The organism is Marinobacter sp. EhC06 (assembly GCF_001650915.1).
Lineage (GTDB): Bacteria > Pseudomonadota > Gammaproteobacteria > Pseudomonadales > Oleiphilaceae > Marinobacter.
The window spans coordinates 66542-91636 of sequence record NZ_LXYO01000011.1; the positions used below are offsets into that span (position 1 = coordinate 66542).

The window sequence follows — 25095 nt, forward strand, 5'->3', positions numbered from 1 at the left end:
GAACTGATGACCAGAGCATCAGGTGGTCGCAAGCTTTTGCGATGGTTTTTGCTGCTATGCGCTGGCGCTATCGTGCTGATCCTGTTGGTGGTTCTGATGTTCCGGTTTGTAAATCCACCCACGTCGGCCTTCATGCTGGGCTATCAGATTCAAAGCACGGGCAAATCCCTCGCTCAGGAATGGGTGCCCATGCGCGAGATCTCACCCTGGATGCCCCTGGCAGTGGTTGCCAGCGAGGATCAGCGATTCCCGCATCATGTGGGCGTGGATTTTGAAGCCATTCGCCAGGCTTTGTCCGAATACAGGGCGGGCGAGGGGCTTCGAGGGGCGAGCACCATCACCCAGCAAACGGCCAAGAACCTCTTTCTCTGGAACGGGCGTAGCTTTATCCGCAAGACGATTGAGGCGGGATTGGCGCTTGTTATAGACGGCTTTTGGTCAAAACAGCGGATCCTTGAAGTCTATCTGAATATCGCTGAGTTCGGTCCCGGTATTTATGGTGTTGAAGCCGCCAGTCAGGCCTACTTCGGCAAGCCTGCCCGTCACCTCACCGAGTACCAGGCCGCGCTGCTCGCGGCCGTACTCCCGAATCCGAAAGTCCTGCGGGTCAATTCGCCATCGTCGTATGTGTTGGAGCGAGTGGCCTGGATTCGGGGCCAGATTGCACAGCTGGGTGCTGGATACCTGCGAGATCTCTAGTCTTGCAGATGAGCAGATTTATTGGCGTGACCCCTGGCGCGGACTCGTTGATACTAGGGGTATTGCAGGACCACTTATTTTTAAAGGATTGCACGAATGTCTCTCTTCCCCGACGACAACGGCGAGAACGATCTGTTCATGTCACGAACCGACCCGGAAAACCCGCTGGGCACCCATGCTCCCTATAATTTGAGTTGGAAGGCAAGATCTGGCCAACCGTGGAACACTATTTCCAGGGCATGAAGTTTACCGACGATAACCGCCAGGAAAAGGTGCGCAACGCCGATACGCCTGGAAAGGCCGGAAAGCTTGGGCGCAAACGCCACAAGAGCCTGCGGCGGGACTGGAAGCAGGTGCGCGAAACCGTTATGACACGGGGGATCTACGTGCGCTGCCGAACCCATCCCGAGCTGGCGGAGGCTCTGCTGGATACCGGCGAGACGAAAATCGTTGAAAACAGCAATTTCGATTATTTCTGGGGCTGTGGCCGGGATCGGCGGGGCGAAAATCGTTATGGGAAAGTGTTGATGAATGTGCGGGCCAGGTTGCGGGAGGAGCGGGCAGCGCAGGATTGAGCTTCAACCTGCGCGCCACCTGCCACACCAGTAGTGCAGGTCAATCGCTCTGCTTCAGGCCCATTTCCCAGAAATCGATCTCAAGCCGGGTGGCGTCGCTGAAAATCCGGGTTAGTTCCTTGAAGCGGGCAGGGGAGGCTTCGGCCAGTCGCTCGTTGAGCCAGCTGATCTCTGCCTGCATAGCGTCCTGGAACTCTTCGCTTTCGTACATGGCGATCCAGGCATCGTAGGGGTTGTTTTCACCCCGAATCGTTTCCGACCGGCTGTTCAGCCAGTTGGCGATTTCACCGTAGCCCACCATGCATGGCGACAGGGCGACGTGGAGGTCCAGCAGATCACCACGGTTGCCGGTATCCAGAACATAGCGCGTGTAGGCCAGCGTGGCGCGGGCTTCCGGCAGGTCGGCCAGCTCTTGTTCGGAAATGCCCCACTCCTTGCAGTAGCTGACGTGCAGATCCAGCTCCACATCCACGATGGCCTGCAAACCCTCCTTGGCCTGGCGAAGGTCCGACAGTGTCGGGCTTTTATAGGCTGCAAGAGCAAAGGCACGGGCAAACTGGATCAGGAACAGGTAGTCCTGCTTCAGGTAATGCTGGAACGCCTCGGGCGCTAATGTCGCATTACCGAGTTGCTTTACGAAGCTGTGCTCGATGTAGGCCTGCCATTCGTTTTGGCAGCTCTTTTTCAGGTCTTCGAACTGATAAGGCATGCGCTCTCCTGAAGTGCGGTAGGCTCAGTAGCAGGAATTGGGTGACGAGTCCGGGTTGATTTCACCGGAGACTTCTTCCGGATCAATGCCGTGACTGATCAGTATTTCCCGCACAAAATGTACCTGGGCCAGGATTCTGTCAGCATCATCCCCGTATTCAAACCGGTTGATCTCGACCGGCTGGGGCATGAAGGTAAAGGCGGTTTTCAGGGCGGTGAGCGTATCTTCGTCGGCCATTGGCATACTCCTCGTGCGATTTGAGTTTCACAGGAGGAGTATACGCAAGTCTTCAGGTTCAGGCCCGCCGACGGCTGGATGCCACCAGCGAACCCAGAACCACGAGTATCGCAGCCAGCGGAAGCCGCCAGTCTGGCGCGGCAATCCCGGCCAGTACCAGGAAAAGAGCGGCCAGCACGGGCACCGCATAGGCGAGGCTTCCCACCAGGGCTGTAGGCCCCTTCCGAAGGGCCAGATCCCAGGCCACCATGGCCAGTCCGTATGGCCCCAGGCCCAGGGCGACGCCAGCGGCCAGCGCGGTTCCTGAAGGCAGCGCATGGGCAGTGCCGGATACGGTGTCTGCGGCTGCTGCTCCGGCGCCTGCCAGAAGGAACAGGCCGGGCATTACCGGAGCGATCGCAACAGGTGTTGCCTGGCAGATCCACGAGTACAGGGCCCAGCAGCCCCCGGCCAGAAGAGCCAATCCGTAACCAGTCAGATTGCCTGAGAAACCATTACTCAGGGCCTCCGGGCCCAGCAGCAAAGCCGCCCCGGAAAAGGCAATCAGTGCCCCCGCAACAACCGGGAGGGCGATCCGCCGATGGAAAGCCCACTGGCTGATCAGGATAAACATAACCGGCCAGGTATAGGTGATCAGAGACGCCTCTGCGGTGGGCGCCATGCCCAGGCCGGCCAGATACGCGCCGACCGCCCCCAGTACCAGCAAAGGCACAAGACCGAAAATCACCAGTTTCCATTGCCAGGACACTTTCACAGATCTGCGCGCTTCGCGCCCCCGGAAACTCATGGGCAGCACCGCGAGGGCGCCACTGATCAGGGCGATGGTTGTAAGTTGAAACGGAGGGATGGAGCGCGCTGCATCCACCAGCAGAGGTGCGACGGCCCACAGCACCACGGCAGCCAGAGCCGCGATGATGCTCAGGATGTTTGGCAGACCGATGGTCGCGTCAAGAATCCTCATGGGCAGTCCTCCTTTAGCCGGTGTGTTGCGATCTGACAGTGGGAGGATATACTCGGATTAAAGATCACAAAAACAACGGTTTTTGATACAAAGCATCACAGGAGTTGATGATTTGCGTCCCAGGATTCTTGATCTGAACGTGCTGCAAACGCTGGTGGCGATTGCCGACACCGGTACGGTTACCGCGGCGGCAGACCGGCTTGCTTATACCCAATCAACTGTCAGCATGCAGCTGCATCGCCTGGAGTCTCTGCTGGAGGTGCCCCTCCACGAGCGGGAAGGGCGGCGGATACGGTTTACCGCGGAGGGCGAGCAGCTGATCGGTTATGCCCGGAAGATGCTGGCCCTGAACAATGAGGCATTGGATTCGCTTCGGCAGAGGCAGGTTTCAGGGCAGCTGAGCCTGGGTATCCCGGAAGACTATGCGTTTTTGCTGACCTCCGTTCTTTCCCATTTCAGCCAGTTGTTTCCGGCGGTTCAGCTGCAGGTTATCTGCGGGTCGAGTGTCAGGCTGCTTCAGCAGGTGCAGGCCGGTGAGCTGGATCTGGCGGTTGTAACACGCCAGACCCGTTCTCCCGGGGGCGAGGTGATTCGCCGGGAGCCACTGGTGTGGGCCGTGGGCGCCGAGAAACAGCCGTCCCTCACAGATCCCATCCCGCTTGCGCTCTACTCGCCGGGCGCTGATGTGTTCAGGGAGGTGGCGGAGCAGGCGCTGTTTTCTGCGGGTCGGCAGTGGCGCCTGGCCTACTCAAGTCAGTCGATGACGGGGCTGATGCCGGTGGTAGTGGCCGGATTGGCGGTGGTACCGGTAACCCGCGATATGCTCACACCCCAGTTGCGGGTTCTGGACGAACGAAGCGGTATGCCGGCCCTGCAGTCCATCGAGATGGCCCTGCACCGGCCACCGGGCCGCCCGACTGAACCTGCACGGCAGATGGCGGAGCTGATCCGGGAGCATCTGGCGGGAGATGGCTGATCTGTCTCCGTGTTAGGCTGACAATATCGTGTCTAAATGCAATGAACGGGATATGCCATGAAAACGATCAACATCGACATTGTTTCCGACATCGCCTGCCCCTGGTGTGCCATTGGCTACGCCCGCCTGGAGCAGGCCATGAAACAGTTGGCGTCTGAGTACGAATTTGGCCTCCAATGGCATGCCTTTGAACTGAACCCGGATCATACGGGTGAGGGTGAGCCCATACTGCCGGCTCTGGCCCGCAAGTACGGCCGGAGCGAGGATGAGATGCGCGCTACCCAAAACCAGATGATGACGATTGCGAAGGATTTGGGCCTCAATTTTGAGAAAATGCAGGAGCGTTTCACCTGCAACACCTTCGATGCCCATCGGCTGGTCAAGTGGGCTGCTGAGCAGGGCAAACAGACGGAGATGAAGCAGGCGCTGTTCGAGGCTTATTTCGGAAAGGCAGAGGATGTTTCAGACCCGAACGTGTTACTGGGCTGCGTCGAGAGCCTTGGGCTGGATCGCGACAAGGCTAAGCAAATTCTGGATTCTGATGAATTTGCCGACGTGGTCCGGGAGGACGAAGCTACCTATCAGCGGGCCGGCGTTTCTGCGGTGCCGGCATTCATCGTGAACGGGAAATACCTGATCTCCGGCGCCCAGGAACCCGATACCCTGGTACAGGCGTTCGAGGAAATCAGCGCAAAACCTGAGTGAGCGCCTGAACTGGAGAAGAAATGCCGAAACCTTCCGAAGCCCGTCAGCGGGCCATTCTCGAGCGGCTGGACAAATTCAGCCGGTTCACCGATAGCAATATTGCTATTCCGTTTACCAATGTAAGGATAGGTGCGGAGGCAGTTATTGGCTTGTTGCCCGTGGTGGGAGATGCCGTGGGCCTGGTGCTGGCCGGCTACGTGTTGGTGGAAGCGCAGAGAGCGGGCGCCAGCAAGGCCGTTAAGCTTCGCATGCTGCGCAACATGGGCATTGATTTCCTGGGTGGCCTGCTGCCGGTAATAGGTGATGGCTTTGACGCGGTATACAAAGCCAATACCCGCAACACCCGCTTGCTCAGAAACTACCTGGAAAAAGAGTTGGCGATTGAACCGCCTCCTCCGCCTTTCCCCTGGATGACCGTAATCTGGTTGTCCGTGCTGTTCGCTGTTGTTACCGGTGGCTTGACGCTGATCCTTTAGAGCGGCTGCGGTCACTCTGACGTTTTTAGTCGACTCAGTGTCGTATTGGTTCCTTCCGAAAAGATCAAAGAGGGCCACATTAGGGCTATCGACAACCCGGGAAGGGGGAGATAGCAATGGCTGTTAAATTCGAGCAAGCACTTCTGGATTATCCACAACAACGGGCCGGTGCGGCACGCCAGCCCGACAGCGTCGACCAGTCTGATCGACGCGTTCCCATCAACCTGCGCCAATCTGGACCCACGCCGGTGGAGATGCTGATTTCCACTCGGGTCCGCAAGTCACCTTACTGGCATCTGGCCTATGAGGCGGGCTGCTGGCGCGCGACGGTCTACAACCGTATGTACCACCCCCGGGGTTATGTCCGCCCGGAAGACGGCGGCGCCATGCTGGAGTACGAGTCGCTGATCCACGACGTCACCATGTGGAACGTGGCGGTTGAGCGTCAGATCCAGGTTAAAGGCCCGGATGCCGAGCGGTTCGTGAATTACGTGATCACCCGGGATGCTACCAAGATCAAGCCCATGCGTGGCAAATACGTCATCCTCTGCAATGAAGAGGGTGGCATCATCAATGATCCTGTTCTGCTGCGGGTCGCCGAGGACGAGTTCTGGTTTTCGCTCTCCGACAGTGATCTTGAGCTGTGGATGCGGGGCGTAAACGTTGGCATGGGATTCAATGTCACCATTGCGGAAATCGATGTGGCGCCCGTGCAGATTCAGGGGCCCAAGTCTGAAGCCCTGATGGCGGACCTGTTTGGCGACGCCGTCCGGGACATTCCTTACTACGGCTTGATGGAAGGCCAGGTGGCCGGCCACGACGTGATCGTGTCCCAGACCGGCTTTACCGGAGAGAAGGGGTACGAGATTTACCTCAAGGATGCGACCAAATACGCCGAGGACCTCTGGTACACCGTGCTTGCCGCGGGCGAGCCCCACAACCTTCGGGTCATAGCGCCCGCCCACCATCGCCGGATTGCCGCGGGCATTCTGTCCTGGGGCCAGGATGTGGATCAGGAAACCCTGCCGTTCCAGTGCAACCTGGCGTACCAGGTGCCGCGCAACAAGGAGGCCGATTACATCGGCAAGCAAAAGCTTGAGCAGGTCCGTGAGCAATTGGACGCCGGTCGCCCGCCTTTCAGCCACATCATGGTGGGCATTCGTTTTGGCGGCGGCCAGGTGACCGACTACTCCAACGATTTCTGGCTGATCAGCCGCCCGGACGGCGGCGAAGCGGAGGGCTATGTTACCTCCCCCTGGTACTCCCCGGAGCTTGAGACCAACATCGCGCTGGCGTATGTGCCGTTTGACCTTCGGGCTGTGGGCACGCGGCTGACTGTGCATCTTCCTGTGGAATATGCCGCCGCGGATGGCTCAACCGCTGTAGAGGCGGAAGTGGTGGAAGTGCCCTTCCGGCCTTCGGTGAATCCCAACGCCCGCGAAAGAGCCCGGGCCAAGGGGATCGACTTCGCCGATTAACCGAACGGCAGGAACCGGCGATAGCAGCTGTCGGGTAAACACCGTTGGCAATGGGGTGCGCGGTTTATGACACTGGTTAGCGAGAGACAGGCGTTCAATCGGCCCGATGACGAGGCGGCAGCAAGGTTTCGTGATCTGGTGCGCTCGGCATCCATCGAGGCCACACCCCGCCAGATCCTGACGACAGAACATTTGCCGGATCTTCTGCCGGCAGGCACCTGCGTGTACGTGCCCTTCCTGCCAAAGGGGCAGTTCAGTGACACGCTGGAAGCTTCCCGTCGTCTGCTGGATCTGGGTATGCAGCCAGTGCCGCATGTGCCCGCCCGAATGGCCCAGAGCCGGGGGCAGTTGCGGGACTGGTTGGCCCAATTAGATGAAAGCGGGGTAGACCGTCTGCTGCTGATCGCGGGCGACAGCGATGCGGTGGCCGGGCCGTTTCCCGACACTTTAGCCGTGCTCGAATCGGGATTGTTGGCGCAGTTCCGGTTCCACGGTATCGGTGTTGCGGCTCATCCGGACGGCCATCCTATGGCGGATCGGGCAACCCTGGCTCAGGCATTGAGCGTCAAGCGTGAATACGCCCGTACGACCGCTACCAGGCTCTGGGTGGTCACCCAGTTCACCTTCGACGCTGAGGTGGTGATCGACTGGCTGCAAGGGCTGGGCAATATTCTGGAAGAGGTGCCCGTCTATATCGGCATGGCGGGCCCAACCCGGGTTAAAACGCTTATCGCTTACGCAGCTATGTGCGGGGTAGGCGCATCCGCACGTATGCTGCTTCGTCGCCCTGGCAGTGCCCGGATGCTGGGTGCCTGGAAACCCGACGATATGGTCCGGGCACTGGTGCAGTATTGCCTGGAAAATCCGGAGACTTTGCTGCGGGGCATTCATCTGTTTCCGTTCGGAGGCCTGCGCCAGTCAGCGCAATGGATTCGGGAGCACAGTGGGTCCTTTGAGACCAACAGGGAGGCAGTGCCATGAGTCTTCAGTACAGTAAACTGACACCCGACACGCCAGCGCCGTCCGAGTTTCCGCCGCCGGGCACTCCGGATATCGAGATTGCCCGTTCGGTTCAGCCACAGTCTATCCTTCTGTTGGCCCAGCAGCGTTTCGGGTTGCCGGCGGAGAGTCTGGTGCCCTTTGGCCATTACAAGGCAAAGCTGGACATGGCCTACGTGGATACGTCCGACTCGGCACCCAGAGGCAAGCTGGTACTGGTGACGGCCATTACGCCAACCCCGGCGGGGGAGGGTAAGACCACCACCAGTGTAGGGCTGAATGATGGCTTCAACCGGCTGGGTGTGCGTTCCTCCGTGTGTCTGCGGGAGCCGTCCCTGGGGCCCTGCTTTGGCATGAAGGGTGGTGCTGCCGGCGGAGGCCGGGCTCAGGTGATCCCGATGGAAGACATCAATCTGCATTTCAATGGCGACTTCCACGCCATCACCAGTGCTCATAACCTGCTGGCGTCACTGATTGATAACCACATTCACTGGGGCAATGAGGCCGGGCTGGATCCGCGTTACATAAGCTGGCGCAGAGTCATGGATATAACCGACCGGTCGCTGCGAAACATGGTCTGTGGCCTGGGCGGGGCGGCACACGGCGTGCCCCGTGAGACCGGGTTCGACATCACTGTGTCATCGGAAATCATGGCCATCCTTTGCCTGGCGGATGGCCGGGCGGACCTGAAGCAGCGATTGGGAAATATCATCGTTGGACGGCGTTCGGACATGTCGCCGGTAACCGTTCGTGATCTGGGTGTCGAGGGTTCACTCACCGTTCTGCTGAAAGAAGCCCTGCAGCCAAACCTGGTGCAGAGCCTGGAGCACAATCCGGTGTTTATCCATGGCGGCCCCTTTGCCAATATTGCCCATGGCTGCAATTCCGTCACCGCAACCCGGGCTGCGCTGGCCCTGAATGACGTGGTGGTTACCGAGGCCGGTTTTGGCGCCGACCTGGGCGCGGAGAAATTTATTGATATCAAGTGCCGGCACACGGGATTGCGCCCGGATGCCGCCGTAGTGGTCTGTACCATTCGGGCTCTCAAAATGCAGGGCGGTATTCCCCGCAGCCAACTGGGGATTGCCGACCTGGCAGCGCTGCGAAAAGGGGCCGCCAACCTTGAGCGGCATATCCGCAATCTGCAGCAGTTTGGCCTGACCCCGGTGGTGTGCATCAACCGTTTCCCGGATGACACCGAGGAGGAGATGGCGCTGGTCCAGTCCATCAGCGAGGAGCTGGGCGTGCGGGCAGTGCCCGCGGATCACTGGGCAACCGGTGGTGAAGGCGCCACTGAGCTGGCCCAGGCGGTGCTGGACCAGATGGATGAGGGCGAACCGGAGGTGAAATTCCTCTATGAAGACAGCCTGCCCCTGGCGGACAAGATTCGCACGATTGCCACCCGTATCTACCATGCCGGAAGTGTGGAGTTCACAACGGTCGCCAAACGACAGCTGGAAGAATACGAAAGCCTGGGCTTTGGCCACCTGCCGGTGTGCATCGCCAAGACCCAGTACAGCTTCTCGGTGGACTCGTCGGTGAAGGGCGCGCCGTCCGGGCATATGTTGCCGGTGAGAGAAGTGCGCCTGGCGGCGGGAGCCGGGTTCGTGGTGGCGGTCTGTGGCGATATTATGACCATGCCGGGGCTGCCACGGCGCCCTGCCGCCCTGGACATCGCGCTGGATGAAAATGGCCTTGTGGTGGGGTTAACCTGAGACTGGGTTTAACCTGGGACAGTATGCCCCGGGGAATCCTCAAAGGTTCCGTAAGTGGGCTCGGTTCTGGCCCGCTTCAGGGCTTGCAGTGATGACGACGGCAAACTGGCCATGGTTTCGGTCAGGAGGCCGTCGGCCCTGGCCGGAGTAAAGACTTCCATTCGTTCATACTTGGGCGCGCGCCCCATTGTCTTGCGATAACAACGGCTGAAGTGGGTGGCGGAAACGAAGCCGCACATAGAGGCAATCTCCACGATGGAACAGGAGGTCTGCTTCAGCAACCGACGGGCACGGTTCAGTCGCACCCTGAGGTAATAGCGCGACGGCGTGCACCCCATGTGCTTCAGGAACAGCCGCTCCAGTTGACGGCGTGATATGCCGGCCAGAGTCGCCAGTTCCTGCAGTTCGATCGGCTCTTCGATATTGGATTCCATCAGCTGGGCAGCCTCCGCCAGCTTGGGTTGCGCCCGGGCCAGGCCCGGATGCATGGGCATGGGCTGTTGCTCACTCTCCTCCCTGACCCGGTCGCAGACAAACATGTGGGAGATGGCATTGCTGAGCTCCTGACCATGCCGCCGTGCCAGGAAGCTGAGCATCATGTGCATTGGCACGGTGCCTCCGGTGCAGGTCATGCGTTCACGCTCTACCGTAAACAGGCGGTTGTTGGTCTGAACCCGGGGAAAGTCTTCCTGCATGGCTTCCAGGCATTCCCAGTGGGCACTGCAGGCGTAGCCGTCGAGCAGGCCGGCACTGGCCAGCACATAGGGGCCGGTACAGACAGCGCCAAGCAGGACATGCTGCCGGGCCATCTGTTTCAGCCATTGGACCTCCCGGCGTGAGAAACTGCGGGTGACGTCAATTCCGGCAACCACGATGACCAGATCGAAGCTGTGCTCTTCCTGAATTGAGGCATCCGGCACCATGGTGATGCCGTCACTGGCGCGGGCGTAATCGCCCTCGGCAGTAAGCAATTTCCAGGAATAGAGTTCGGTGCCCGCCAATTGGTTGGCCATTCTGAGAGGTTCCACCGCAGTGGCAAGGGCAATCAGGGTGAAGTTGTCGATCAGAAGGAAGCCGACCCGATAGGGCTGCTGGACGGGCTTGTCTGTTTGCGAACCGGTATCAGTGGTCATAAACAACCCCCTTTGCCCTGTCTGGGCCAGTCGCAACGGCCAGCACCGGGATTGCCTGTACTGACCACCACCACTACCTGAACACTAGCTGTTGCACCTAAATCGTGCAATAAATGATCAGGATTTGACCCGCTCGTTATCCGGATCAAACAGTGCCCGGTAACCCACCGCTTCGATTCGGATAGGGTAGTGCTCCTGGAAGTATTCCAGGGTGAGCTCACGCCCTTCCTGGGCATACTCGGCGGGGATGTAACCCAGCAGAATGATCTTCCCTACTGAGGGCCCCCACGCCACACTGGTGTTGTAAGAGCGGCGACCGTGGCTATCCACCAGCACTTCACCGGTTTGTGGGTCCAGAATCGGCCATTGGCCAACCGGGTAGCGCAGAATGCCGTTGGCATCCCGGTGCTCGGTCATGGTCATGGTGCACAGGTAGGCCGATTGCCGTGGCCACTCCCGCTGCTCCAGATACGCGGCCTTGCCGTGAAAATCGGCTTCCTTGACCTTGGGCCGTTGCAAACCGGCTTCGTAGAGATTGTATTCCGTTTCCAGGTCCACGTTCTGCAGTCGCAGGCTCTTCTCCAGGCGACGGGTATTGGCGTAGGTTTCAATGCCCACCGGCGTAACGCCCGCATCGTAGAGCAAGTCCCAGATTCTCAGGCCATAACTGAACGGGAAATAGAGCTCCCAGCCCTGCTCGCCCACGTAGGAAATCCGGAAGGCCCAGACCGGGACCCCTCGAATGTTCAGTTCCCGGGCGGTGGCAAACGGGAAATTGTCCGCGGACAACTGGTCCGGGTCGGTCACGAACTGGGCCAATGTCTCCCGGGCCTTTGGTCCCCAGAGGCCAAGGGTCGCCAGCTCGTCGGTGCGGTCATGCACCTGGATGTTGTCCAGCCCCTTCTCCCGGGCCATACGGGTGATCCAGCAATAGTCCCGGTGGCCGGTGTCGCCGCCGCAGACGACCCGATAGCCTTGCGCGCCCCGCCGAATGATGGTCAGGTCGGAACGCACGCCCCCGCGCTCGTCGAGGAAATGAGTGTAGACACCTTTGCCGTTGGGCGTGGTACCGCCGACTTTGGCAACCGACAGATATTCCAGCAGCGCTTCCGCGTTGTCACCGGAAATGTCGAAGATGGCGAAGTGCGAGAGATTGATCATGCCCACGGATTCGCTCATCTCAAGCTGTTCAGCGTTTGATACCTCCCAGAAGTGTCTGGCGTCCCATTCGTGTTCCCGCACCGGGATCCGGTCGCGATATTTCGCCAGCAGGGTGGACTCGTTGGCTGCATAACCGTGAGCACGCTCCCAGCCTGCGGCCTCCATGAAGTAAGCACCCAGACCCACTTCCCGCAGGTAGAAAGGGCTGGTTCGCATCTTGCGACCGGTAAGGTACGGCTCACGGGGGTGAACCGCCGGGGTGTAGATCTTTTTGGCGGTCTCGTAGCAGCGGTTATACACGTAGTCCGGGGTTTTCTGCAGCGGGTAATGACGCGCAATGTCGATACTGTGGGGATCCATTTGCGGGGAGCCGTGGGTCATCCAGTCGGCCAGTACCTTGCCCGCTCCCGGGCCGTCCTTCACCCAGACCGCCTCGCAGAACCACAGATTACGGACTTCCGGGGATTCGCCCATGAGTGAACCGCCATCCGGTGTGACGGACAGCAGCCCGTTGAAAGAGTGTTTCTCCTCCCACCCCAGTTCGCCGAGGATTGGCGTCATCTCAATGGCCTTTTCGTAGGCATCCATGACCTGGTCCAGTGAAAGATCCCGCATTGAGGGGGACATCCGCGCGTCACCGGGCTCCGCAATGGCGCCGGGGTAGACCAGCCGCGGGTTCTCCGCTTCGTAATAGCCCCACTCGATACGGCCGCCTTCGGTGGTGGTCGGGTCGCCGGTGTCCCGGACATAGGCGGAATTGCCCTGGTCGCGGAACAGGGGATAGACAATCTGCTTGCCGGTGCCATTGAGCTCTTCGTAGGGGCCGAAAAACAGCAAGGGATGCTCCAGTGGCATCAGTGGCAATGGTGAGTTGGCGGTGTTGGCCATCAGGGGCCCCCAGATGCCCATGGAGAGCACGACGTATTCAGTCTCAATGTAGCCCTTGTGGGTTTCAACGCCACGCACCTGTCCGTCCTGGACATCAATGCGGATGGCCGGCGTATAGGCAAAGGCCTGAAGTTTGCCGGTGGCCACGGCTTCTTCCACCAGGTCGCCAGCAACACTCTGGGACCGGGGCACCACCAACCCGGCATCCGGGTCCCACATCGCGCCCTGAATCTGACTTTCATCCAGCAATGGAAACAGCTCCTTTGCCTGTTTGGGCGAGATCATGCTGACATTGGTGCCGAACGCTTTTCCGGAACCCACCTTGCGACGAAGCTCGTCCATTCGCTCGTCGTCGTCAGACCGGGCCACTTCCATGCCACCGCATTTCACGTAATTGCCGCGTTTTTCATAAAACGCCTGGCTGTATTTGGTGGTGTATATGTTCAGCTTGTCGTGGGAGGTGGTGAAGCAGAAATCCGATGCGTGGGACGTTGAACCGATATCCGAGGGAATCGCGGATTTTTCAAGACCCACGATGTCATCCCAGCCTTGCTCGATCAGGTGGTGCGCTACCGACGAGCCAACGATACCGCCCTGGCCAATGATTACGACTTTTGCCCGTTTCGGTAGTTGTGCCATTTTGGATCCCCTCTACCTGCATTGAATGCCACCGCGCTGCCGCATTTCGGGCAGGGCCTTTAATCAATGTGGCTCTAATTGCTGATGGCAGGTAAATCCAATACGACACCGAGCCGTCTAAAAGCGGCAGAGACTCGGCCAGTCGAATGGTGGAAATTCTGATTTTCGAGTGAGGCCTGGATCAAAACTGTACAAGTAGTACCTCTTTTGATCCGCATATTTACTGGTGGTCAGGGCGAGAATTTGTTTAGATTCGGCATGTACAGGGAATAAAGTGCGTTGTGAGCTCTTTTTATGCCGACCCCTTCGGTTGAATCAAATACCGTATCCCCACGCGACATGCTTATGCTGCGACTCTCCATCGTGGTTGGCGGCATTCTGATCTCTTTGTTCATGATTGGTGACCTTCAGTTGATTCCGCCTGAACTGGCGGGCTCCTACATCACCAGCAGAGCCCTAATTCAACTTCCGATTCTTGCTGGCTTGCTTGCTTTCACCTTCGCACCGCAATTTCTCCGTTTCGCACAAACGGCCTTCCTGGCGACCGTTCTGAGCATCACCTATGCCAATTACTACCTCATCCATGTGGCCTGGGAACAGGCGGCATTCAGTTTTCCCTACGAGGGCACGCTGCTGTATGCCTTCTTCGGTTTCTTTGTTTTCGGAATGAAATTCTATTACGCGTTAACCGCGATGCTGATCAGTTCCCTCGGCTTTGTCGGTTTGATGCTGCTGGATTCGGTCTACGGTGAGCGAACCTGGATGAATGCCGGGTTCGTGGTTGGTTCACTGTTTGTCGGTGTGATTGGCAGGCACAGGATTGATCGATTGCTGGGGAAGCTCGAGGATGCCAACGAGCAGTTGATTGGGCTGAGTACCGAAGATGGTCTCACGGAGTTATTCAACCGGCGAGCATTGATGAGTGAATCGGAGCGCCTGTTTTCCTTGCAGCGGCGTTCCAATCAGCGACTCGCCGTGTTCATGATGGATCTGGATCATTTCAAGCAGTTTAACGATCGCTATGGCCACCAGGAGGGCGATCGAGCTATTCGTCTGCAGGCGGACATCATGAGGCAGGTATTCAAACGGCAGACAGATATCCTCGGACGCTATGGTGGCGAGGAGTTCATGGCTGTGATTGAGGGCGAGCATGCCGACCGGTTTGAGCTGCTTGCTGCGGAGGTTCTGAAGCAATGGCAGGAGAGTGCTGTGCCAAACGAGGACAGCCCGGATAGCAAGGTGCTCAGCTGCTCCATCGGGGTCTGTCAGGGCCTGGCCAACGAGTTCGATTCAATTGACGACATGATCCGAAGGGCCGACGAAGCCCTGTATTGCGCGAAAAAACAGGGCCGCGCCCGATACGTAATGGCCTAATCCTCGGGCATGTGTTCGAACAGAGTGCCCAGTCCCGACTGGGGAGTGAGCTTGCTGCACAGTCGCAAAGCCTCCCAGAAACTGACCTGATTAGCGGTCAGTATCGGCTGCCCGATTGCCTGCTCCAGATCGGTGAGCCAGGCTGAAGAGTGGAGCGCTGTGTCTGGCATCAGCAGGGCGTCGGCCTCTTCCCTGACGTTAGCCAGGGCGAATTCGATAACTGCGTCTTTCTCAAGCAGACCGACTTCCGCAGCTGTGATGATGCCGCGGCTGGCCAGGTGCACCACCTCTATGTCGAAATGATTCAGGAATGCCCGGAATCGCTGAGCGACCTCCTCCGGGTAGGTGGCAGCAATGGCCACTCGTTTGGCGTCAATAGCTTTCACCGCTCTGGCGAATGCCATTGCCGTTGTCGAAGCCGGTACACCCAGCAGCTTCTCGAGCGTATCGATCTGCTGGCGAATACCGTCGAGGCCGAGCACAAAACTGGCGCTGGTGGAGGTCCACATAACCGATTCAATCCCTGAGCCAGCCAGCGCTTCTGCACCTTTTGAAAGCCGGCTGACGCTGCCCATCTCTGTGAGGGCTTCAACGGTATGGGCGTCCTCCAGGAATTCGGTGTGGATGAGGGTTACCTGCGCCGGGGGCTCTATCATGGAGCCCATCAGGGGATAATCGTCTTCGGCCGCATGGCCCGGGTAGAGGAACCCGAGTCTGGCTGGAGGCGGGGTGTGGCTCATAGAACGCTCCCTCACTGGCAGAGATTGACGTGCCTGTACAATAGACCAAAACTGGCAAGTCAGCAGTCTTTGGAGAGTAGTGATGGAGAGTAGCGATGGACAGCCAATGGTTACTGATCTTTGCTGATGCGCTCCTGATCCTGCACACGATACTGGTGGCCTTCGTCATCCTGGGGCTGGTGGCGACCTTCGCTGGCTATTTGCTGAATTGGCGGTGGGTGCGCAATTTCTGGTTCCGCCTGAGCCACCTGGCGGTTATTGCTGTTGTGGTTCTGCAATCCTGGCTGGGCTTGTTGTGCCCGCTTACGAGCTGGGAAATGGCGCTTCGGGCTAAGGCCGGGGAGGCAGGCTATGAGGGATCGTTCATCCAGTACTGGCTGCAGTCCATCCTCTACTACAGCGCTCCGGACTGGGTGTTTATTCTGGCTTACACGGTGTTCGGCGCGCTGGTCCTGGCCAGTTGGTTTCTGGTCAGGCCCCAGAGATGAAAAACAGGCAGGGTTATTTCTTGAAAAATGTCAGGAAAACACCCGCTGCAGCCGCGGCGGCCCCGCCGATCAGATACCACATGGTGTCGTCGGTAAATCGGCCTGTGACCGTCTCGGTAAGCTGGTTTCCCAGGGACTGTGTTGATTGGTAGCCGAAGTAGAGCAGCCCAATACCAATGACCAATAAAACAATGCCGACCAGTTTGGAACTTCCCATTGAATTCTCCTTATGATTGGCACTGCCATTCAGCGTGCCTCGGGTTCAGGGCAGCTTGCCATCGGATTCCGGATTTTCCAATAGATCCTTTCGTTCTCGCTGGTATTCCTCAAAGGATTTATTCGCACGCTCTAGGCATTCAAAGTAAGTCGGCGGTGGTTCGTCGGCGCAGTCGTTGCGTTGATTGATCCTTACGTTTTCGTAGACAGCCCTGTGGCTGCAGCCGGTGGCCAATGCCAGCAGGGTTATTAGAGAAAGTACTGTCTTCATCGGTCGACATTGCTCTTCTGAGGATGAGCCCAGCCCTATTCTGGTTTCTTGGCAATCAGGAAGTAAACGTCTTTTGAAGTTTCCGGTACCCAGCGACAATCGATATGGAATCCGGCATTTTCCAGATGCATTTCCAACTGACGACGCGATACGAATTTTACATAGGGTGCAAATCGCAGTAGGCGGGCCAGGCAGGCTACTGGCTTGAGATATGGGCGCGTGTCCTGAAGGCAGGCGGTATTGCTGACGAACACGCCGCCGGGTTTGAGCATGCTGAAAACCTGGTTTATGGCGCGCTCCGGGTCACGGAGCAGGTGCAGGATGTTCAATCCCAGAATAGCGTCGAAGGCTTGCTGCCGATGTTGCATGTCCTCAAGCGTGGCAACGACGAAACGAAGATTGTTGAGAGTATTTCCTGCCATCCTTTCCCGGGCAATGTCGATCATTCGGGAGGAAGCGTCGGTTGCAAGGTAGCTGCGGACTTTTGGAGCATGAATTAATGCTGTGGAACCGGTACCGCAGCCGAACTCCAACACGTCCATTTCGGGGTGGAAGTATTTTTGGGTAAGGGCAATCTTTCTTAAATAGGCATTCTGATCTGAGATAGGGCGACGGGCGTAACGCGCTGCGCTGCGGTTCCAGAAATTGACAGACGAGCTCATGGATTCCCCTTTCCAGCCTGGCGGCATAAATTCAGTGAACCCATTCTATCTGTGCGAAGCTGTTGGTAATATTGCCAGAATCGAATGTCTGGTATGCAAATCTGAATGAATTGGCAATCTGTAAAGTTTGATTGGAACCGGGCTCGAGCCTTTCTCGTGACTGCCGAGGAAGGGTCTCTGTCTGCTGCAGCAAAGGCTCTGGGGGTATCTCAGCCAACCCTTGGCAGGCAGGTCGCTGCGTTGGAGGAAGAATTGTCCACCGCGCTTTTTGAGCGGGGCGGTCGGGGGTTGGAGCTAACGCAGGCGGGTCTCGATTTGCTGGCGTATGTTCGAGCAATGGGTGAGGCTGCCAGCAGCCTTTCGCTCGCGGCAACCGGCCGGGCAAGGTCCATTGAAGGCGAGATTGCGATTTCGGCGTCGGAAATCACCGCCGCTTTCATTCTGCCGCCGATTCTTCAAAGGCTTCGGTATGAGTATCCGGGTATTCGCGTTAACCTCGTTGCCTCCAACGAAGCCAGCGATCTTCGCCGCCGCGCAGCAGACATTGCTATACGTAATTTTCGACCTACCGAACCTGATCTGATCGCCCGAAAGGTGGGTGAATTCTCTGCGACTCTTTTCGCCACACATGAAATCCTTACCAATCTGCCATCACTGTTGCCTGAGGATTTTTGTGAGGGCCCGTTCATAGGCTTTCTTTCGAATAACGCTGCTTACCTGAGTGCTCTATCGACACGTGGCATCAAGCTGCGGGAGGAGAACTTTGTTGCAAAGACCGACAGCCATCTGGTTCATTGGCAAATGGCTCGGGCGGGTATCGGTATTGGTATGATGCCCGTCGAGTTGGGCGATGCAGAGCCTGACGTTGAGAGGGTCTTCGAGGATAAAGTTTTCGGCGGCGATGTCTGGCTCGTCTCCCACCGGGAGCTCAGGATGAACCTTCGGGTTCGGACGGTCTTTGATTTCCTCGCTGCTGAACTTACCGAGTACTTTGAACCACAAAAATAACCGATTGCGGCGGTTGGCCCCCGGTTGAAGGTTCCCTGATCTCCCGCAACGTCAATCCCGTTTTCGTGAACAGGTTCAGCCAACCAGAGAGCGTTCGAAAGTACCAGGGAGCAGGCTCGCCGAAATCGCCAGGAAGGCCAGCCCAGGTGCCAGGCTTCCAGCCATCCGAGTATTCCCCCTCATGGAAAAAGGCGACAGGGTGCAGCGTCTGGATGACGCACGCGCCACTGGGGTTGAGAAGCTCGGACAAAGCTTTGAGAAACGCACAAGTTGAGGTGTCTCCCAGCAAGGCAAAGTTGTTCACAACAAGATCAAACGTTCCCAGATCGGCATTTTCCAGTTGTTCGTAATTGAGGACCCTGAACGTTTCATTTCCCTGCTGCCGGGCGTATTCGATCAATTCCGGCACGGCATCTGTTCCTGTGCCCTGGTAGCCAAGTCTGGTTAATTCTCTGATCAACCAGCCCTCGCCACATCCTGCGTCGAGAATTGAGCCGCCCGAAGGGGCGTAATCTTCAATCACTCTTAAAACACTACTGCTGGAGAGGTTGCCTGGCGCTCGTATGCCTGCTTGTTCCACAGCCTTGATCCAGGGGCTGGCATTCGAGTTCCATGCGGCAAGAATTTGTTTTTCGTGCTTGGATGTCATGGTTTGGTGAGCCCCGATCGCAGGGTGTTGACGCATTCTCTGATCTCGCGCTCGTTGGCGCTAGCAAATCCCATTACCAGGCCGGTTCTGGCAGAATCTCCCAGAAAATGCGCGCTCAGCGGTGTACTGCCAAATCCCCTGGTTTTCAGCCATTGGCTGAGCGCCCAGTCGTCAAAATCTCCTTCAAGTACCAGATGCATCCCGGCGCTTTCCGCCACCGGTTGAGCAAGACCGCCGAGCTTTTCCGTAACCTCGCTCTGGAAGAGTTGCCACTTGTCCCGATATAGCTGGCGCATGCGCCGCAGATGGCGTGTGAACTGACCACTCTCAATGAATTCGGCGATGGTTGCCTGGGTAAGAAGGGGCGTTTCGCCACCGCTAATCTGCTTCGCCCAGAGCAAGGGTTCGACCACCGCCTCCGGGACCACCAGATAGCCTATCCGTAATGCCGGCAGCAGCGTTTTGCTGAAACTGCCCATGTAGAGCACGGGCGCATTTTCGAACAGGCCCTGAATGGCAGCGAAGGGCTTGTTATAGAAGTGGAACTCGCTGTCGTAGTCGTCCTCGATGATCCAGCACTCATTGCGCTGGGCCCATTGAACAAGCGCCATTCGCTGGGACAGGTCCAGGATGCCGCCCATGGGGTATTGGTGCGTGGGTGTGCAGAAAAGGAGTCTGGCCCTGGCAGGCTCAAGGCCGGGCAACGCTTCCACGTCCAGAACCTGGTTTCTAAGGGGTATTGGAATCAGTGGGTTGCCAAAACGGCCAAGTGCATTCCGGGCGCCACGGTATCCGGGGTTTTCACACAGGATGCTGTCATCTCGCTGCAGAAACACATCCGCAAGCAGCGAGAGCGCCTGTTGTGCGCCGTTGGTGATGATGACTTGACTTTCTTCGCAGCGAACACCGCGGGAGGTTCTCAGGTAGGCGGCGATGGCGCGTCTCAGGGGCTGATACCCCTGGATGCTGTCATATCCCCGCAGTGACCGGCGGCTTTCCTGATGGTGCATGATCCGGTTCCAGGTACGGATCGGAAACGCGTCAAGGTCCGGCAGGCCCGGCTGGAATGGCAAACTGGCGTCTTCAACAGGCTTCGACTTCCCCCGTGGAAGGGCAGGCAGCGGGGGCAGTTCCATAGAGACGCCACGAGGTTTGCCAAAGCCAGGCCCTGAGGGGTTCACGGCCGATTTGATATCTTCATGGACGAAAATGCCCTTGCCAGCACGACTTTGAAGAAAGCCCTCGGCCTTGAGCTGTTCGTAAACCGCGTTCACCGTGTTGCGGCTGATGCCGAGGTCCTTTGCCATCTGGCGGCTTGGCGGCAGCTGGCGCCCGGGTGGGTATCGCTGGTCGAGTATCCGTTCGGATAATCGTTGATACAGCTGATATTGCAGCGGATGCTTGCCGTCCAGCCGGATATCGTCGATCACATCAACTGGTCCTATAAAAATTCACGATCTGGATCTTTCGATGGTATCAGAAGTGCCTTTCAATAGAAGTACATTTTGTGAAGTGCAAGTGCGGAAAGGAGCTTTTGATGACAACGACTGATCTGGCAGGGACCACAGTGTCCCCTCTCACTTCCTGTCCACGCAGCAGGGTGCAGAGGGCAGTAAAGCGAGCAAGCTATGACAGAGAAACAGCGTACAGGCTGATTGATCGTCTCAAAACGGCGCATGTCGGATTTGTGGAAGATGGCGAGCCTCGCATCATCCCGATCACAGCCTGGCGGCTTGGTGATGATCTTTATCTACACACATTGAACGGCGGACGCTTGTCCCGACGCCTCGGGTCTGGAGCGTTGCTTTGCATCTCGTTCGCAGTGACGAATGAATGGGTGATGACCAAGTCGGCGTTCCATCACAGCGCTAATTACGAGTCACTGGTGTTGTATGGACGAGCTGAGCCGGTACATGACGATGCCGCTTTTGATGCCGCGTTTCGCTCGATCATTAACCAGATCGAGCCGGGGCGGTGGGAGCAGGTCAGGGCGCCCAATGACAAGGAGCGAAAGGCAACGGCGTTATTCCGGATACCGATAGAAGAAGGCGCGTTCAAAAGCCGCACCGGCGGTCCGAATGACGATCCGGAGGATCTGGGGTTGCCGGTCTGGCATGGGACCGTTCCTGCCAGGGGCTGATTCCCGGCTGAGCACCTCCAGCCAATCCGCTCTGGTGGCAGGTGGCGCTCAGCCTGGATATCACTTTGAGGTCAACGCTGTGTAGCTGTTCATAAGGTTCCGGTAATCGGGAATGTGGTTGGAGAACAGCTGGCCGAGGCCCTCAATGTCGTTTCTCCAGTCCCTGTGCAGCTCGCAGGCCACGCCAAACCAGGTAATCAGCTGGGCACCGGCTGCCGACATACGATCCAACGCCGAGTCCCGTGTCAGTTCATTGAATGTTCCGGAGGCGTCGGTTACGACAAACACATCGAAGTCTTCAGCAAGGGCCGACAGGGTCGGGAAGGCCACGCATACCTCGGTCACCACGCCTGCGATGATCAGTTGTTTCTTACCGGTTGCCTTGACGGCCTGCACGAAGTCTTCGTTATCCCAGGCGTTGATCTGGCCGGGACGGGCAATGTACGGGGCGTCCGGAAACGTCTTTTTCAGTTCTGGAACCAGCGGGCCGTTCGGGCCGTCTTCAAAGCTGGTAGTCAGGATTGTCGGCAATTGAAAGTACTTTGCCAGATCCGACAGAGCGAGAACGTTGTTCTTGAATTTGTCCGGGTCGATATCGCGTACCAGAGATAGCAGGCCGGTTTGGTGGTCTACGAGGAGCACCGCGGCATCGTTTTTGTCGAGGCGAACATAGGGCTTGCTCATGATTATCTCCTTTCAGATGTTGGGGCCGAATCCGCTGGTAATAAAACCAACGGTGGTCAAATTCAGGGTAAATCAGAGTTGAATTGGCGATAAGAGTGCTAAAATAGGCTTCAGTGTTCCATTTTTAGAACATCGGTTAGGCCATGCAGGATCTGAACGATCTTTATTACTTCGTGAAAGTTGTCGAATCCGGTGGTTTTGCGCCGGCGGAGCGTGCCATTGGCATTCCCAAATCAAAGCTCAGCCGACGCGTTGCTTCGCTTGAGGATCGGCTTGGCATAAGACTCTTGCACCGATCGACCCGGCGTTTTTCAGTTACGGATATTGGGCAGCGGTATTACGAGCACTGCCAGGCAATGCTGGTCGAAGCGGAAGCGGCTCAAGAGGTGGTGGAGCAGGTTCGGGGAGAGCCTTGTGGAACAATAAGAGTCACCTGCCCGGTGGGCCTCCTGCATTTTCATGTTGGCGAAATGGTGGGTGAGTTCATGAGTCGCTACCCGAGGGTGTCGGTCGAGCTGGAAGCAACCAACCGTCGTGTGGATGTGCTTGCGGAGGGTGTGGACGTGGCGCTTCGTGTTCGTCCTCTGCCGCTGGAGGACAGCGATCTGGTATTGCGTATTTTGTCGGACCGCGGGCAATGTCTTGTGGCCAGCCCGGACCTTGTCGACCGAATGGGCGGGCTGCCGGAGGATCCAGCAAGTCTTTCGCAGTGGCCGGCCCTGACTCGCTCCGGCTCGCTTTCAGAGCAGGTATGGACTCTGTATGACAAAACCGGCGAGCGAAAGGACATCGCCTACACTCCTCGCTACGCAACCACGGATATGGAAGCTCTCAAGAAGGCGGCTCTTTCAGGAGCCGGGGTTGTCCAGCTACCCTTGCTCATGCTTAACGAGGAACTCAGCAGCGGTGCCCTTGTCTGGTTGCTGCCTGATTGGGAACCGCGGCGGGAGGTCATCCATTTGGTGTTCCCCTCACGTCGAGGGATGTTGCCGGCGGTGAGAGCCTTCATCGACTACCTGGCCGAGTGCTACTCTGAGATCAGTGAGAACTGAGCGTTTGTCTTTGCATAAGGATTCCAATGTCTGAAGATCCCCTGAAAACCCTCTCCGACCTTGCCAGCGATGCCCATGCCCGCATCCAGGCAACCCACCAGCACATCAATCCGGTGGTGGAGGTTCGCCGTGGTATGCGCGACGCCGGTATACCGGCGGATGTGATGACGATTGACTGTCTGCGGACCCGCCGAAGGATTACGCTCATATTGCATGATGAACAGCCCGGCACTCTTCTTTTCCAGTTCGTGACCATTGAAGATGAGGTAGGGAATGACTTCCAGCAGATGGCGCTCGGTGACATGACAACCACCAAGCTGTTCGAGTGGATTCAGGAGTATTTTGGCTGACTTGCGCAGATTCAGGCCCACTCTGAAGTAAACTTGGGGTAACCAATAACAACAGACCGACAAGGTTTCCCCGCATGCCACTATCTCGAAAGCTTCTTCTTGTTCCTCTGCTGGGTATTGCCCTCGTCATTACGGGGTGCGATTCCGGTCCCGATTCTTCTGCAGCCAACAGTGCCGGACACAGTTCGCCCACTGCCACTACCGGCAAGGCCAATGAGGAGGTGCTTGAACAGCGACCATTTGAAAACCGTGATGATTTCGAAAATGCGCGACGCGGACTGATTGCCCAGGATCCGGATCTTGTTATCGATCATCTTGAGGGTGGTGAAGTCTGGAACATGCCGGCCTATGGCTTTATCGATAAGGACGGAGAGAACGCGCCATCCTCGGTAAACCCAAGCCTCTGGCGCCAGGCTGCCCTGAACAATATTCACGGGTTGTTCAAGGTGACTGACGGGCTCTACCAGATCCGGGGTTACGACCTGGCGAACATGTCGATTATCGAGAGCGAAACCGGGTGGATTCTGGTGGACCCGCTGACCGCCCGGGAGACTGCCAGTAAAGCTTTCCTGTTTGCCCGCGAACACCTGGGCGAAAAACCGGTGCGGGCGATTCTCTTTACCCACAGCCACATTGATCACTTTGGCGGTGTGCAGGGCATTCTCCAGCACCTGTCGGACGAGGAAAAAGCCAACCTGCGCATTATCGCACCAGCCGGCTTTGAGGAAGAGGCAACCAGCGAGAACATCATTGCCGGCCCTGCGATGACACGGCGGGCCATGTTCATGTATGGCAAGCGCCTGGAGAGGAATGAACGTGGCCATGTTGGCACGGGGCTGGGAAAAGGACCGGCGTTCGGCACCTTTGGCTTTGCCCCGGCGACGGACCTGATCAGCGAGACCGGCACGGAACTGACCGTGGACGGTGTGCCCATGGTGTTCCAGATTGTCTCCGGTTCCGAAGCGCCTGCAGAGTTCACCTTCTATCTCCCCGAGCAGAAGGCGTTTTGTGGTGCCGAGCTGGTAAGCCGCAACATGCACAACATCTACACCCTGAGGGGCGCGAAGGTTCGGGATGCCCGTCTATGGAGCAGCTTTATCGACGAAGCAAAGACTCTGTTTGCCGACGCCGATACCTACTTCGGCAGCCACCACTGGCCGCTGTGGGGGCAGGAGAATATCCAGGACTTCCTGGCTGTTCAGCGGGATACCTACAAGTTCATTCACGATCAGACGGTGCGCTTGATGAACCAGGGTGCCACGCCGAGGGAGATCGCCGACCAGCTCAAGCTGCCGCCGGAGCTGAACCGGGCTTTTCATAACCAGGGCTACTACGGCACCGTGTCTCACAACGCCAAAGCGGTGTATCAGCACTACCTGGGCTGGTTTACTGCCAACCCGGCCCAGCTCAATCCACTTCCGGAAAGTGAATCGGCACAGCGTTATGTCAAGATGATGGGAGGCGCTGAAAAGGTTCTTGAAAGAGCCCGCGAGGATTTCGAGGCGGCTTCGGACATGGGCGCCAATGAGGGGCGCGATACCTACCGGTGGCTGGCGGAATTGCTCAATCATGTGGTCTTCGCCGAGCCGGGGAACGACGATGCAAAACAGCTTCTGGCCAGCGTCTATGACCAGCTTGGCTATCAGGCGGAATCCGCGCCCTGGCGTGACTTCTACCTGACGGGGGCATACGAATTGCGGCACGGTTCGCCGGAGGAGGGTATCAAACCGGCGATGATGAGAGAGGTGCTGCTGAACACACCGGTATCCCTGTTCTTTGACAGCATGGCGGTGAGGCTGAAGGCTGAGGACGCAGGAGGCGAGAGCACCACCATCAAGATTAACTTTACGGATCTGAACGAAAATTATTTGTTGACCCTGAAACATTCAGTACTTCATAACCGTCTGGTCAGTGAGGACACTCCCGCTAATGCCACCTTGCGTCTGACGAGGCCTCTGTTTGTAGACCTGTTGATTGGACGGGCAGGGCTGAAGGAACTTCTGTTCAGCGACGAGATCAGCTTTGAGGGAAGCAGACTCGACCTGATAGGCTTTTTCAGCATGCTGGACAAGCCTCAGGGCCGGTTCAACATCGTTACACCCTGACGAGT

The 25095-nt window shown here is 57.7% G+C and carries 27 protein-coding genes; 15 read left to right on the plus strand and 12 right to left on the minus strand.

Features of this window, described 5'->3' with window-relative positions:
* The first annotated feature begins 6 nt into the window (after positions 1 to 6).
* Together mtgA and A8B84_RS06090 are read left to right on the plus strand one after the other, a co-directional pair.
* A complete protein-coding gene (gene mtgA / locus A8B84_RS06085; RefSeq protein WP_064227787.1) occupies positions 7 to 699 on the plus strand; it encodes a monofunctional biosynthetic peptidoglycan transglycosylase in 693 nt (230 codons plus the stop codon).
* Positions 700 to 917: 218 nt separating this feature from the next.
* Positions 918 to 1274, plus strand: coding sequence for an NADAR family protein (locus A8B84_RS06090; protein WP_264753889.1), 357 nt, complete (start codon positions 918 to 920; stop codon positions 1272 to 1274).
* Between the two features lie 40 nt (positions 1275 to 1314).
* Here A8B84_RS06090 and tenA read toward each other — a convergent pair whose 3' ends face one another.
* From tenA to A8B84_RS06105, 3 genes are read right to left on the minus strand one after another with little or no spacing between them, the layout of a single operon-like run.
* Positions 1315 to 1983, minus strand: a complete 669-nt coding sequence (gene tenA / locus A8B84_RS06095; protein ID WP_064227788.1) for a thiaminase II — start codon at positions 1981 to 1983, stop codon at positions 1315 to 1317.
* Between the two features lie 24 nt (positions 1984 to 2007).
* A complete protein-coding gene (locus tag A8B84_RS06100; protein WP_064227789.1) occupies positions 2008 to 2220 on the minus strand; it encodes a hypothetical protein in 213 nt (70 codons plus the stop codon).
* Positions 2221 to 2278: 58 nt separating this feature from the next.
* Positions 2279 to 3181: a DMT family transporter gene (locus A8B84_RS06105; protein ID WP_064227790.1), complete on the minus strand. Its 903-nt coding sequence runs from the start codon at positions 3179 to 3181 to the stop codon at positions 2279 to 2281.
* Positions 3182 to 3293: 112 nt separating this feature from the next.
* Between A8B84_RS06105 and A8B84_RS06110 the strand changes: the two genes are divergently transcribed.
* From A8B84_RS06110 to A8B84_RS06135, 6 genes are all read left to right on the plus strand, one after another.
* On the plus strand, positions 3294 to 4157 hold the full coding sequence (locus A8B84_RS06110; RefSeq protein ID WP_064227791.1) for a LysR substrate-binding domain-containing protein: 864 nt from the start codon (positions 3294 to 3296) through the stop codon (positions 4155 to 4157).
* A 57-nt stretch (positions 4158 to 4214) separates the two neighbouring features.
* A complete protein-coding gene (locus tag A8B84_RS06115; RefSeq protein WP_064227792.1) occupies positions 4215 to 4862 on the plus strand; it encodes a DsbA family oxidoreductase in 648 nt (215 codons plus the stop codon).
* Between the two features lie 20 nt (positions 4863 to 4882).
* Entirely contained in the window at positions 4883 to 5338 is a 456-nt protein-coding gene (locus tag A8B84_RS06120; protein WP_064227793.1) for a DUF4112 domain-containing protein, read from the plus strand.
* Between the two features lie 116 nt (positions 5339 to 5454).
* Positions 5455 to 6816 (plus strand): glycine cleavage T C-terminal barrel domain-containing protein, encoded by a 1362-nt coding sequence (locus A8B84_RS06125; RefSeq protein ID WP_064227794.1) that lies wholly within the window; start codon positions 5455 to 5457, stop codon positions 6814 to 6816.
* Positions 6817 to 6882: 66 nt separating this feature from the next.
* The gene (locus A8B84_RS06130; protein WP_064227795.1) at positions 6883 to 7797 is read left to right on the plus strand and encodes a methylenetetrahydrofolate reductase; all 915 of its coding nucleotides are present in this window, start codon (positions 6883 to 6885) and stop codon (positions 7795 to 7797) included.
* The gene (locus tag A8B84_RS06135) at positions 7794 to 9530 is read left to right on the plus strand and encodes a formate--tetrahydrofolate ligase (RefSeq protein ID WP_064227796.1); all 1737 of its coding nucleotides are present in this window, start codon (positions 7794 to 7796) and stop codon (positions 9528 to 9530) included. Before A8B84_RS06130 ends, A8B84_RS06135 begins: the two co-directional genes overlap by 4 nt.
* An 8-nt stretch (positions 9531 to 9538) precedes the next feature.
* Here A8B84_RS06135 and A8B84_RS06140 read toward each other — a convergent pair whose 3' ends face one another.
* Positions 9539 to 10663 (minus strand): GlxA family transcriptional regulator, encoded by a 1125-nt coding sequence (locus A8B84_RS06140; RefSeq protein WP_064227797.1) that lies wholly within the window; start codon positions 10661 to 10663, stop codon positions 9539 to 9541.
* A gap of 117 nt (positions 10664 to 10780) precedes the next feature.
* The gene (locus A8B84_RS06145) at positions 10781 to 13351 is read right to left on the minus strand and encodes a GcvT family protein (RefSeq protein ID WP_064227798.1); all 2571 of its coding nucleotides are present in this window, start codon (positions 13349 to 13351) and stop codon (positions 10781 to 10783) included.
* A gap of 345 nt (positions 13352 to 13696) precedes the next feature.
* Here A8B84_RS06145 and A8B84_RS06150 point away from each other — a divergent pair, with 345 nt between their 5' ends.
* Positions 13697 to 14725 carry a GGDEF domain-containing protein gene (locus tag A8B84_RS06150; RefSeq protein ID WP_161487079.1) on the plus strand — a complete coding sequence of 343 codons (1029 nt, stop codon included), beginning with the start codon at positions 13697 to 13699 and terminating at the stop codon, positions 14723 to 14725.
* On the opposite strand, the gene A8B84_RS06155 is transcribed toward A8B84_RS06150, so the two are convergent.
* Positions 14722 to 15465, minus strand: a complete 744-nt coding sequence (locus tag A8B84_RS06155; protein ID WP_064227800.1) for a hypothetical protein — start codon at positions 15463 to 15465, stop codon at positions 14722 to 14724. The two genes, A8B84_RS06150 and A8B84_RS06155, sit on opposite strands and share 4 nt — an antisense overlap.
* Before the next feature lie 95 nt (positions 15466 to 15560).
* Between A8B84_RS06155 and A8B84_RS06160 the strand changes: the two genes are divergently transcribed.
* Complete coding sequence (locus A8B84_RS06160; RefSeq protein WP_064227801.1) at positions 15561 to 15953, plus strand: DUF2784 domain-containing protein; 393 nt, start codon at positions 15561 to 15563, stop codon at positions 15951 to 15953.
* 13 nt (positions 15954 to 15966) lie between these two features.
* Here A8B84_RS06160 and A8B84_RS06165 read toward each other — a convergent pair whose 3' ends face one another.
* The 3 genes from A8B84_RS06165 to A8B84_RS06175 are packed head-to-tail and all read right to left on the minus strand — an operon-like array spanning position 15967 to position 17102.
* Positions 15967 to 16170, minus strand: coding sequence for a DUF3185 family protein (locus A8B84_RS06165; RefSeq protein ID WP_064227802.1), 204 nt, complete (start codon positions 16168 to 16170; stop codon positions 15967 to 15969).
* Between the two features lie 45 nt (positions 16171 to 16215).
* On the minus strand, positions 16216 to 16440 hold the full coding sequence (locus tag A8B84_RS06170) for a hypothetical protein (RefSeq protein ID WP_064227803.1): 225 nt from the start codon (positions 16438 to 16440) through the stop codon (positions 16216 to 16218).
* Positions 16441 to 16475: 35 nt separating this feature from the next.
* Positions 16476 to 17102: a class I SAM-dependent methyltransferase gene (locus tag A8B84_RS06175; protein ID WP_064227804.1), complete on the minus strand. Its 627-nt coding sequence runs from the start codon at positions 17100 to 17102 to the stop codon at positions 16476 to 16478.
* Between the two features lie 105 nt (positions 17103 to 17207).
* Between A8B84_RS06175 and A8B84_RS06180 the strand changes: the two genes are divergently transcribed.
* Entirely contained in the window at positions 17208 to 18110 is a 903-nt protein-coding gene (locus A8B84_RS06180) for a LysR family transcriptional regulator (protein WP_064227805.1), read from the plus strand.
* Here the strand turns inward: A8B84_RS06180 and A8B84_RS06185 are convergent.
* Positions 18082 to 18759 carry a class I SAM-dependent methyltransferase gene (locus A8B84_RS06185; RefSeq protein WP_064227806.1) on the minus strand — a complete coding sequence of 226 codons (678 nt, stop codon included), beginning with the start codon at positions 18757 to 18759 and terminating at the stop codon, positions 18082 to 18084. The genes A8B84_RS06180 and A8B84_RS06185 overlap by 29 nt on opposite strands.
* Positions 18756 to 20189, minus strand: coding sequence for a PLP-dependent aminotransferase family protein (locus A8B84_RS06190; RefSeq protein WP_064227807.1), 1434 nt, complete (start codon positions 20187 to 20189; stop codon positions 18756 to 18758). Before A8B84_RS06190 ends, A8B84_RS06185 begins: the two co-directional genes overlap by 4 nt.
* A 107-nt stretch (positions 20190 to 20296) precedes the next feature.
* Here A8B84_RS06190 and A8B84_RS06195 point away from each other — a divergent pair, with 107 nt between their 5' ends.
* Complete coding sequence (locus A8B84_RS06195) at positions 20297 to 20899, plus strand: pyridoxamine 5'-phosphate oxidase family protein (RefSeq protein ID WP_064227808.1); 603 nt, start codon at positions 20297 to 20299, stop codon at positions 20897 to 20899.
* A 60-nt stretch (positions 20900 to 20959) separates the two neighbouring features.
* Here the strand turns inward: A8B84_RS06195 and ycaC are convergent, their stop codons facing one another.
* Positions 20960 to 21583: an isochorismate family cysteine hydrolase YcaC gene (gene ycaC, locus A8B84_RS06200; RefSeq protein ID WP_064227809.1), complete on the minus strand. Its 624-nt coding sequence runs from the start codon at positions 21581 to 21583 to the stop codon at positions 20960 to 20962.
* Positions 21584 to 21726: 143 nt separating this feature from the next.
* On the opposite strand from ycaC, the gene A8B84_RS06205 reads away from it, so the two are divergent.
* The 3 genes from A8B84_RS06205 (at position 21727) to A8B84_RS06215 (ending at position 25090) form a co-directional block, all read left to right on the plus strand.
* The gene (locus tag A8B84_RS06205; RefSeq protein ID WP_064227810.1) at positions 21727 to 22635 is read left to right on the plus strand and encodes a LysR family transcriptional regulator; all 909 of its coding nucleotides are present in this window, start codon (positions 21727 to 21729) and stop codon (positions 22633 to 22635) included.
* A 26-nt stretch (positions 22636 to 22661) separates the two neighbouring features.
* On the plus strand, positions 22662 to 22985 hold the full coding sequence (locus tag A8B84_RS06210; protein WP_064227811.1) for a hypothetical protein: 324 nt from the start codon (positions 22662 to 22664) through the stop codon (positions 22983 to 22985).
* Between the two features lie 74 nt (positions 22986 to 23059).
* Positions 23060 to 25090, plus strand: coding sequence for an alkyl/aryl-sulfatase (locus A8B84_RS06215; protein ID WP_064227812.1), 2031 nt, complete (start codon positions 23060 to 23062; stop codon positions 25088 to 25090).
* The last annotated feature ends 5 nt before the right edge of the window (positions 25091 to 25095 follow it).

Excerpts from the sequence above, each read along its gene's own strand:
- mtgA (WP_064227787.1), top strand. The coding sequence starts at position 7 with ATGACCAGAGCATCAGGTGGTCGCAAGCTTTTGCGATGGTTTTTGCTG.
- tenA (WP_064227788.1), bottom strand. The coding sequence starts at position 1,983 with ATGCCTTATCAGTTCGAAGACCTGAAAAAGAGCTGCCAAAACGAATGG.
- A8B84_RS06100 (WP_064227789.1), bottom strand. The coding sequence starts at position 2,220 with ATGGCCGACGAAGATACGCTCACCGCCCTGAAAACCGCCTTTACCTTC.
- A8B84_RS06105 (WP_064227790.1), bottom strand. The coding sequence starts at position 3,181 with ATGAGGATTCTTGACGCGACCATCGGTCTGCCAAACATCCTGAGCATC.
- A8B84_RS06115 (WP_064227792.1), top strand. The coding sequence starts at position 4,215 with ATGAAAACGATCAACATCGACATTGTTTCCGACATCGCCTGCCCCTGG.
- A8B84_RS06120 (WP_064227793.1), top strand. The coding sequence starts at position 4,883 with ATGCCGAAACCTTCCGAAGCCCGTCAGCGGGCCATTCTCGAGCGGCTG.
- A8B84_RS06125 (WP_064227794.1), top strand. The coding sequence starts at position 5,455 with ATGGCTGTTAAATTCGAGCAAGCACTTCTGGATTATCCACAACAACGG.
- A8B84_RS06130 (WP_064227795.1), top strand. The coding sequence starts at position 6,883 with ATGACACTGGTTAGCGAGAGACAGGCGTTCAATCGGCCCGATGACGAG.
- A8B84_RS06135 (WP_064227796.1), top strand. The coding sequence starts at position 7,794 with ATGAGTCTTCAGTACAGTAAACTGACACCCGACACGCCAGCGCCGTCC.
- A8B84_RS06140 (WP_064227797.1), bottom strand. The coding sequence starts at position 10,663 with ATGACCACTGATACCGGTTCGCAAACAGACAAGCCCGTCCAGCAGCCC.
- A8B84_RS06145 (WP_064227798.1), bottom strand. The coding sequence starts at position 13,351 with ATGGCACAACTACCGAAACGGGCAAAAGTCGTAATCATTGGCCAGGGC.
- A8B84_RS06150 (WP_161487079.1), top strand. The coding sequence starts at position 13,697 with ATGCTGCGACTCTCCATCGTGGTTGGCGGCATTCTGATCTCTTTGTTC.
- A8B84_RS06155 (WP_064227800.1), bottom strand. The coding sequence starts at position 15,465 with ATGAGCCACACCCCGCCTCCAGCCAGACTCGGGTTCCTCTACCCGGGC.
- A8B84_RS06160 (WP_064227801.1), top strand. The coding sequence starts at position 15,561 with ATGGACAGCCAATGGTTACTGATCTTTGCTGATGCGCTCCTGATCCTG.
- A8B84_RS06165 (WP_064227802.1), bottom strand. The coding sequence starts at position 16,170 with ATGGGAAGTTCCAAACTGGTCGGCATTGTTTTATTGGTCATTGGTATT.
- A8B84_RS06170 (WP_064227803.1), bottom strand. The coding sequence starts at position 16,440 with ATGAAGACAGTACTTTCTCTAATAACCCTGCTGGCATTGGCCACCGGC.
- A8B84_RS06175 (WP_064227804.1), bottom strand. The coding sequence starts at position 17,102 with ATGAGCTCGTCTGTCAATTTCTGGAACCGCAGCGCAGCGCGTTACGCC.
- A8B84_RS06180 (WP_064227805.1), top strand. The coding sequence starts at position 17,208 with ATGAATTGGCAATCTGTAAAGTTTGATTGGAACCGGGCTCGAGCCTTT.
- A8B84_RS06185 (WP_064227806.1), bottom strand. The coding sequence starts at position 18,759 with ATGACATCCAAGCACGAAAAACAAATTCTTGCCGCATGGAACTCGAAT.
- A8B84_RS06195 (WP_064227808.1), top strand. The coding sequence starts at position 20,297 with ATGACAACGACTGATCTGGCAGGGACCACAGTGTCCCCTCTCACTTCC.
- ycaC (WP_064227809.1), bottom strand. The coding sequence starts at position 21,583 with ATGAGCAAGCCCTATGTTCGCCTCGACAAAAACGATGCCGCGGTGCTC.
- A8B84_RS06205 (WP_064227810.1), top strand. The coding sequence starts at position 21,727 with ATGCAGGATCTGAACGATCTTTATTACTTCGTGAAAGTTGTCGAATCC.
- A8B84_RS06210 (WP_064227811.1), top strand. The coding sequence starts at position 22,662 with ATGTCTGAAGATCCCCTGAAAACCCTCTCCGACCTTGCCAGCGATGCC.
- A8B84_RS06215 (WP_064227812.1), top strand. The coding sequence starts at position 23,060 with ATGCCACTATCTCGAAAGCTTCTTCTTGTTCCTCTGCTGGGTATTGCC.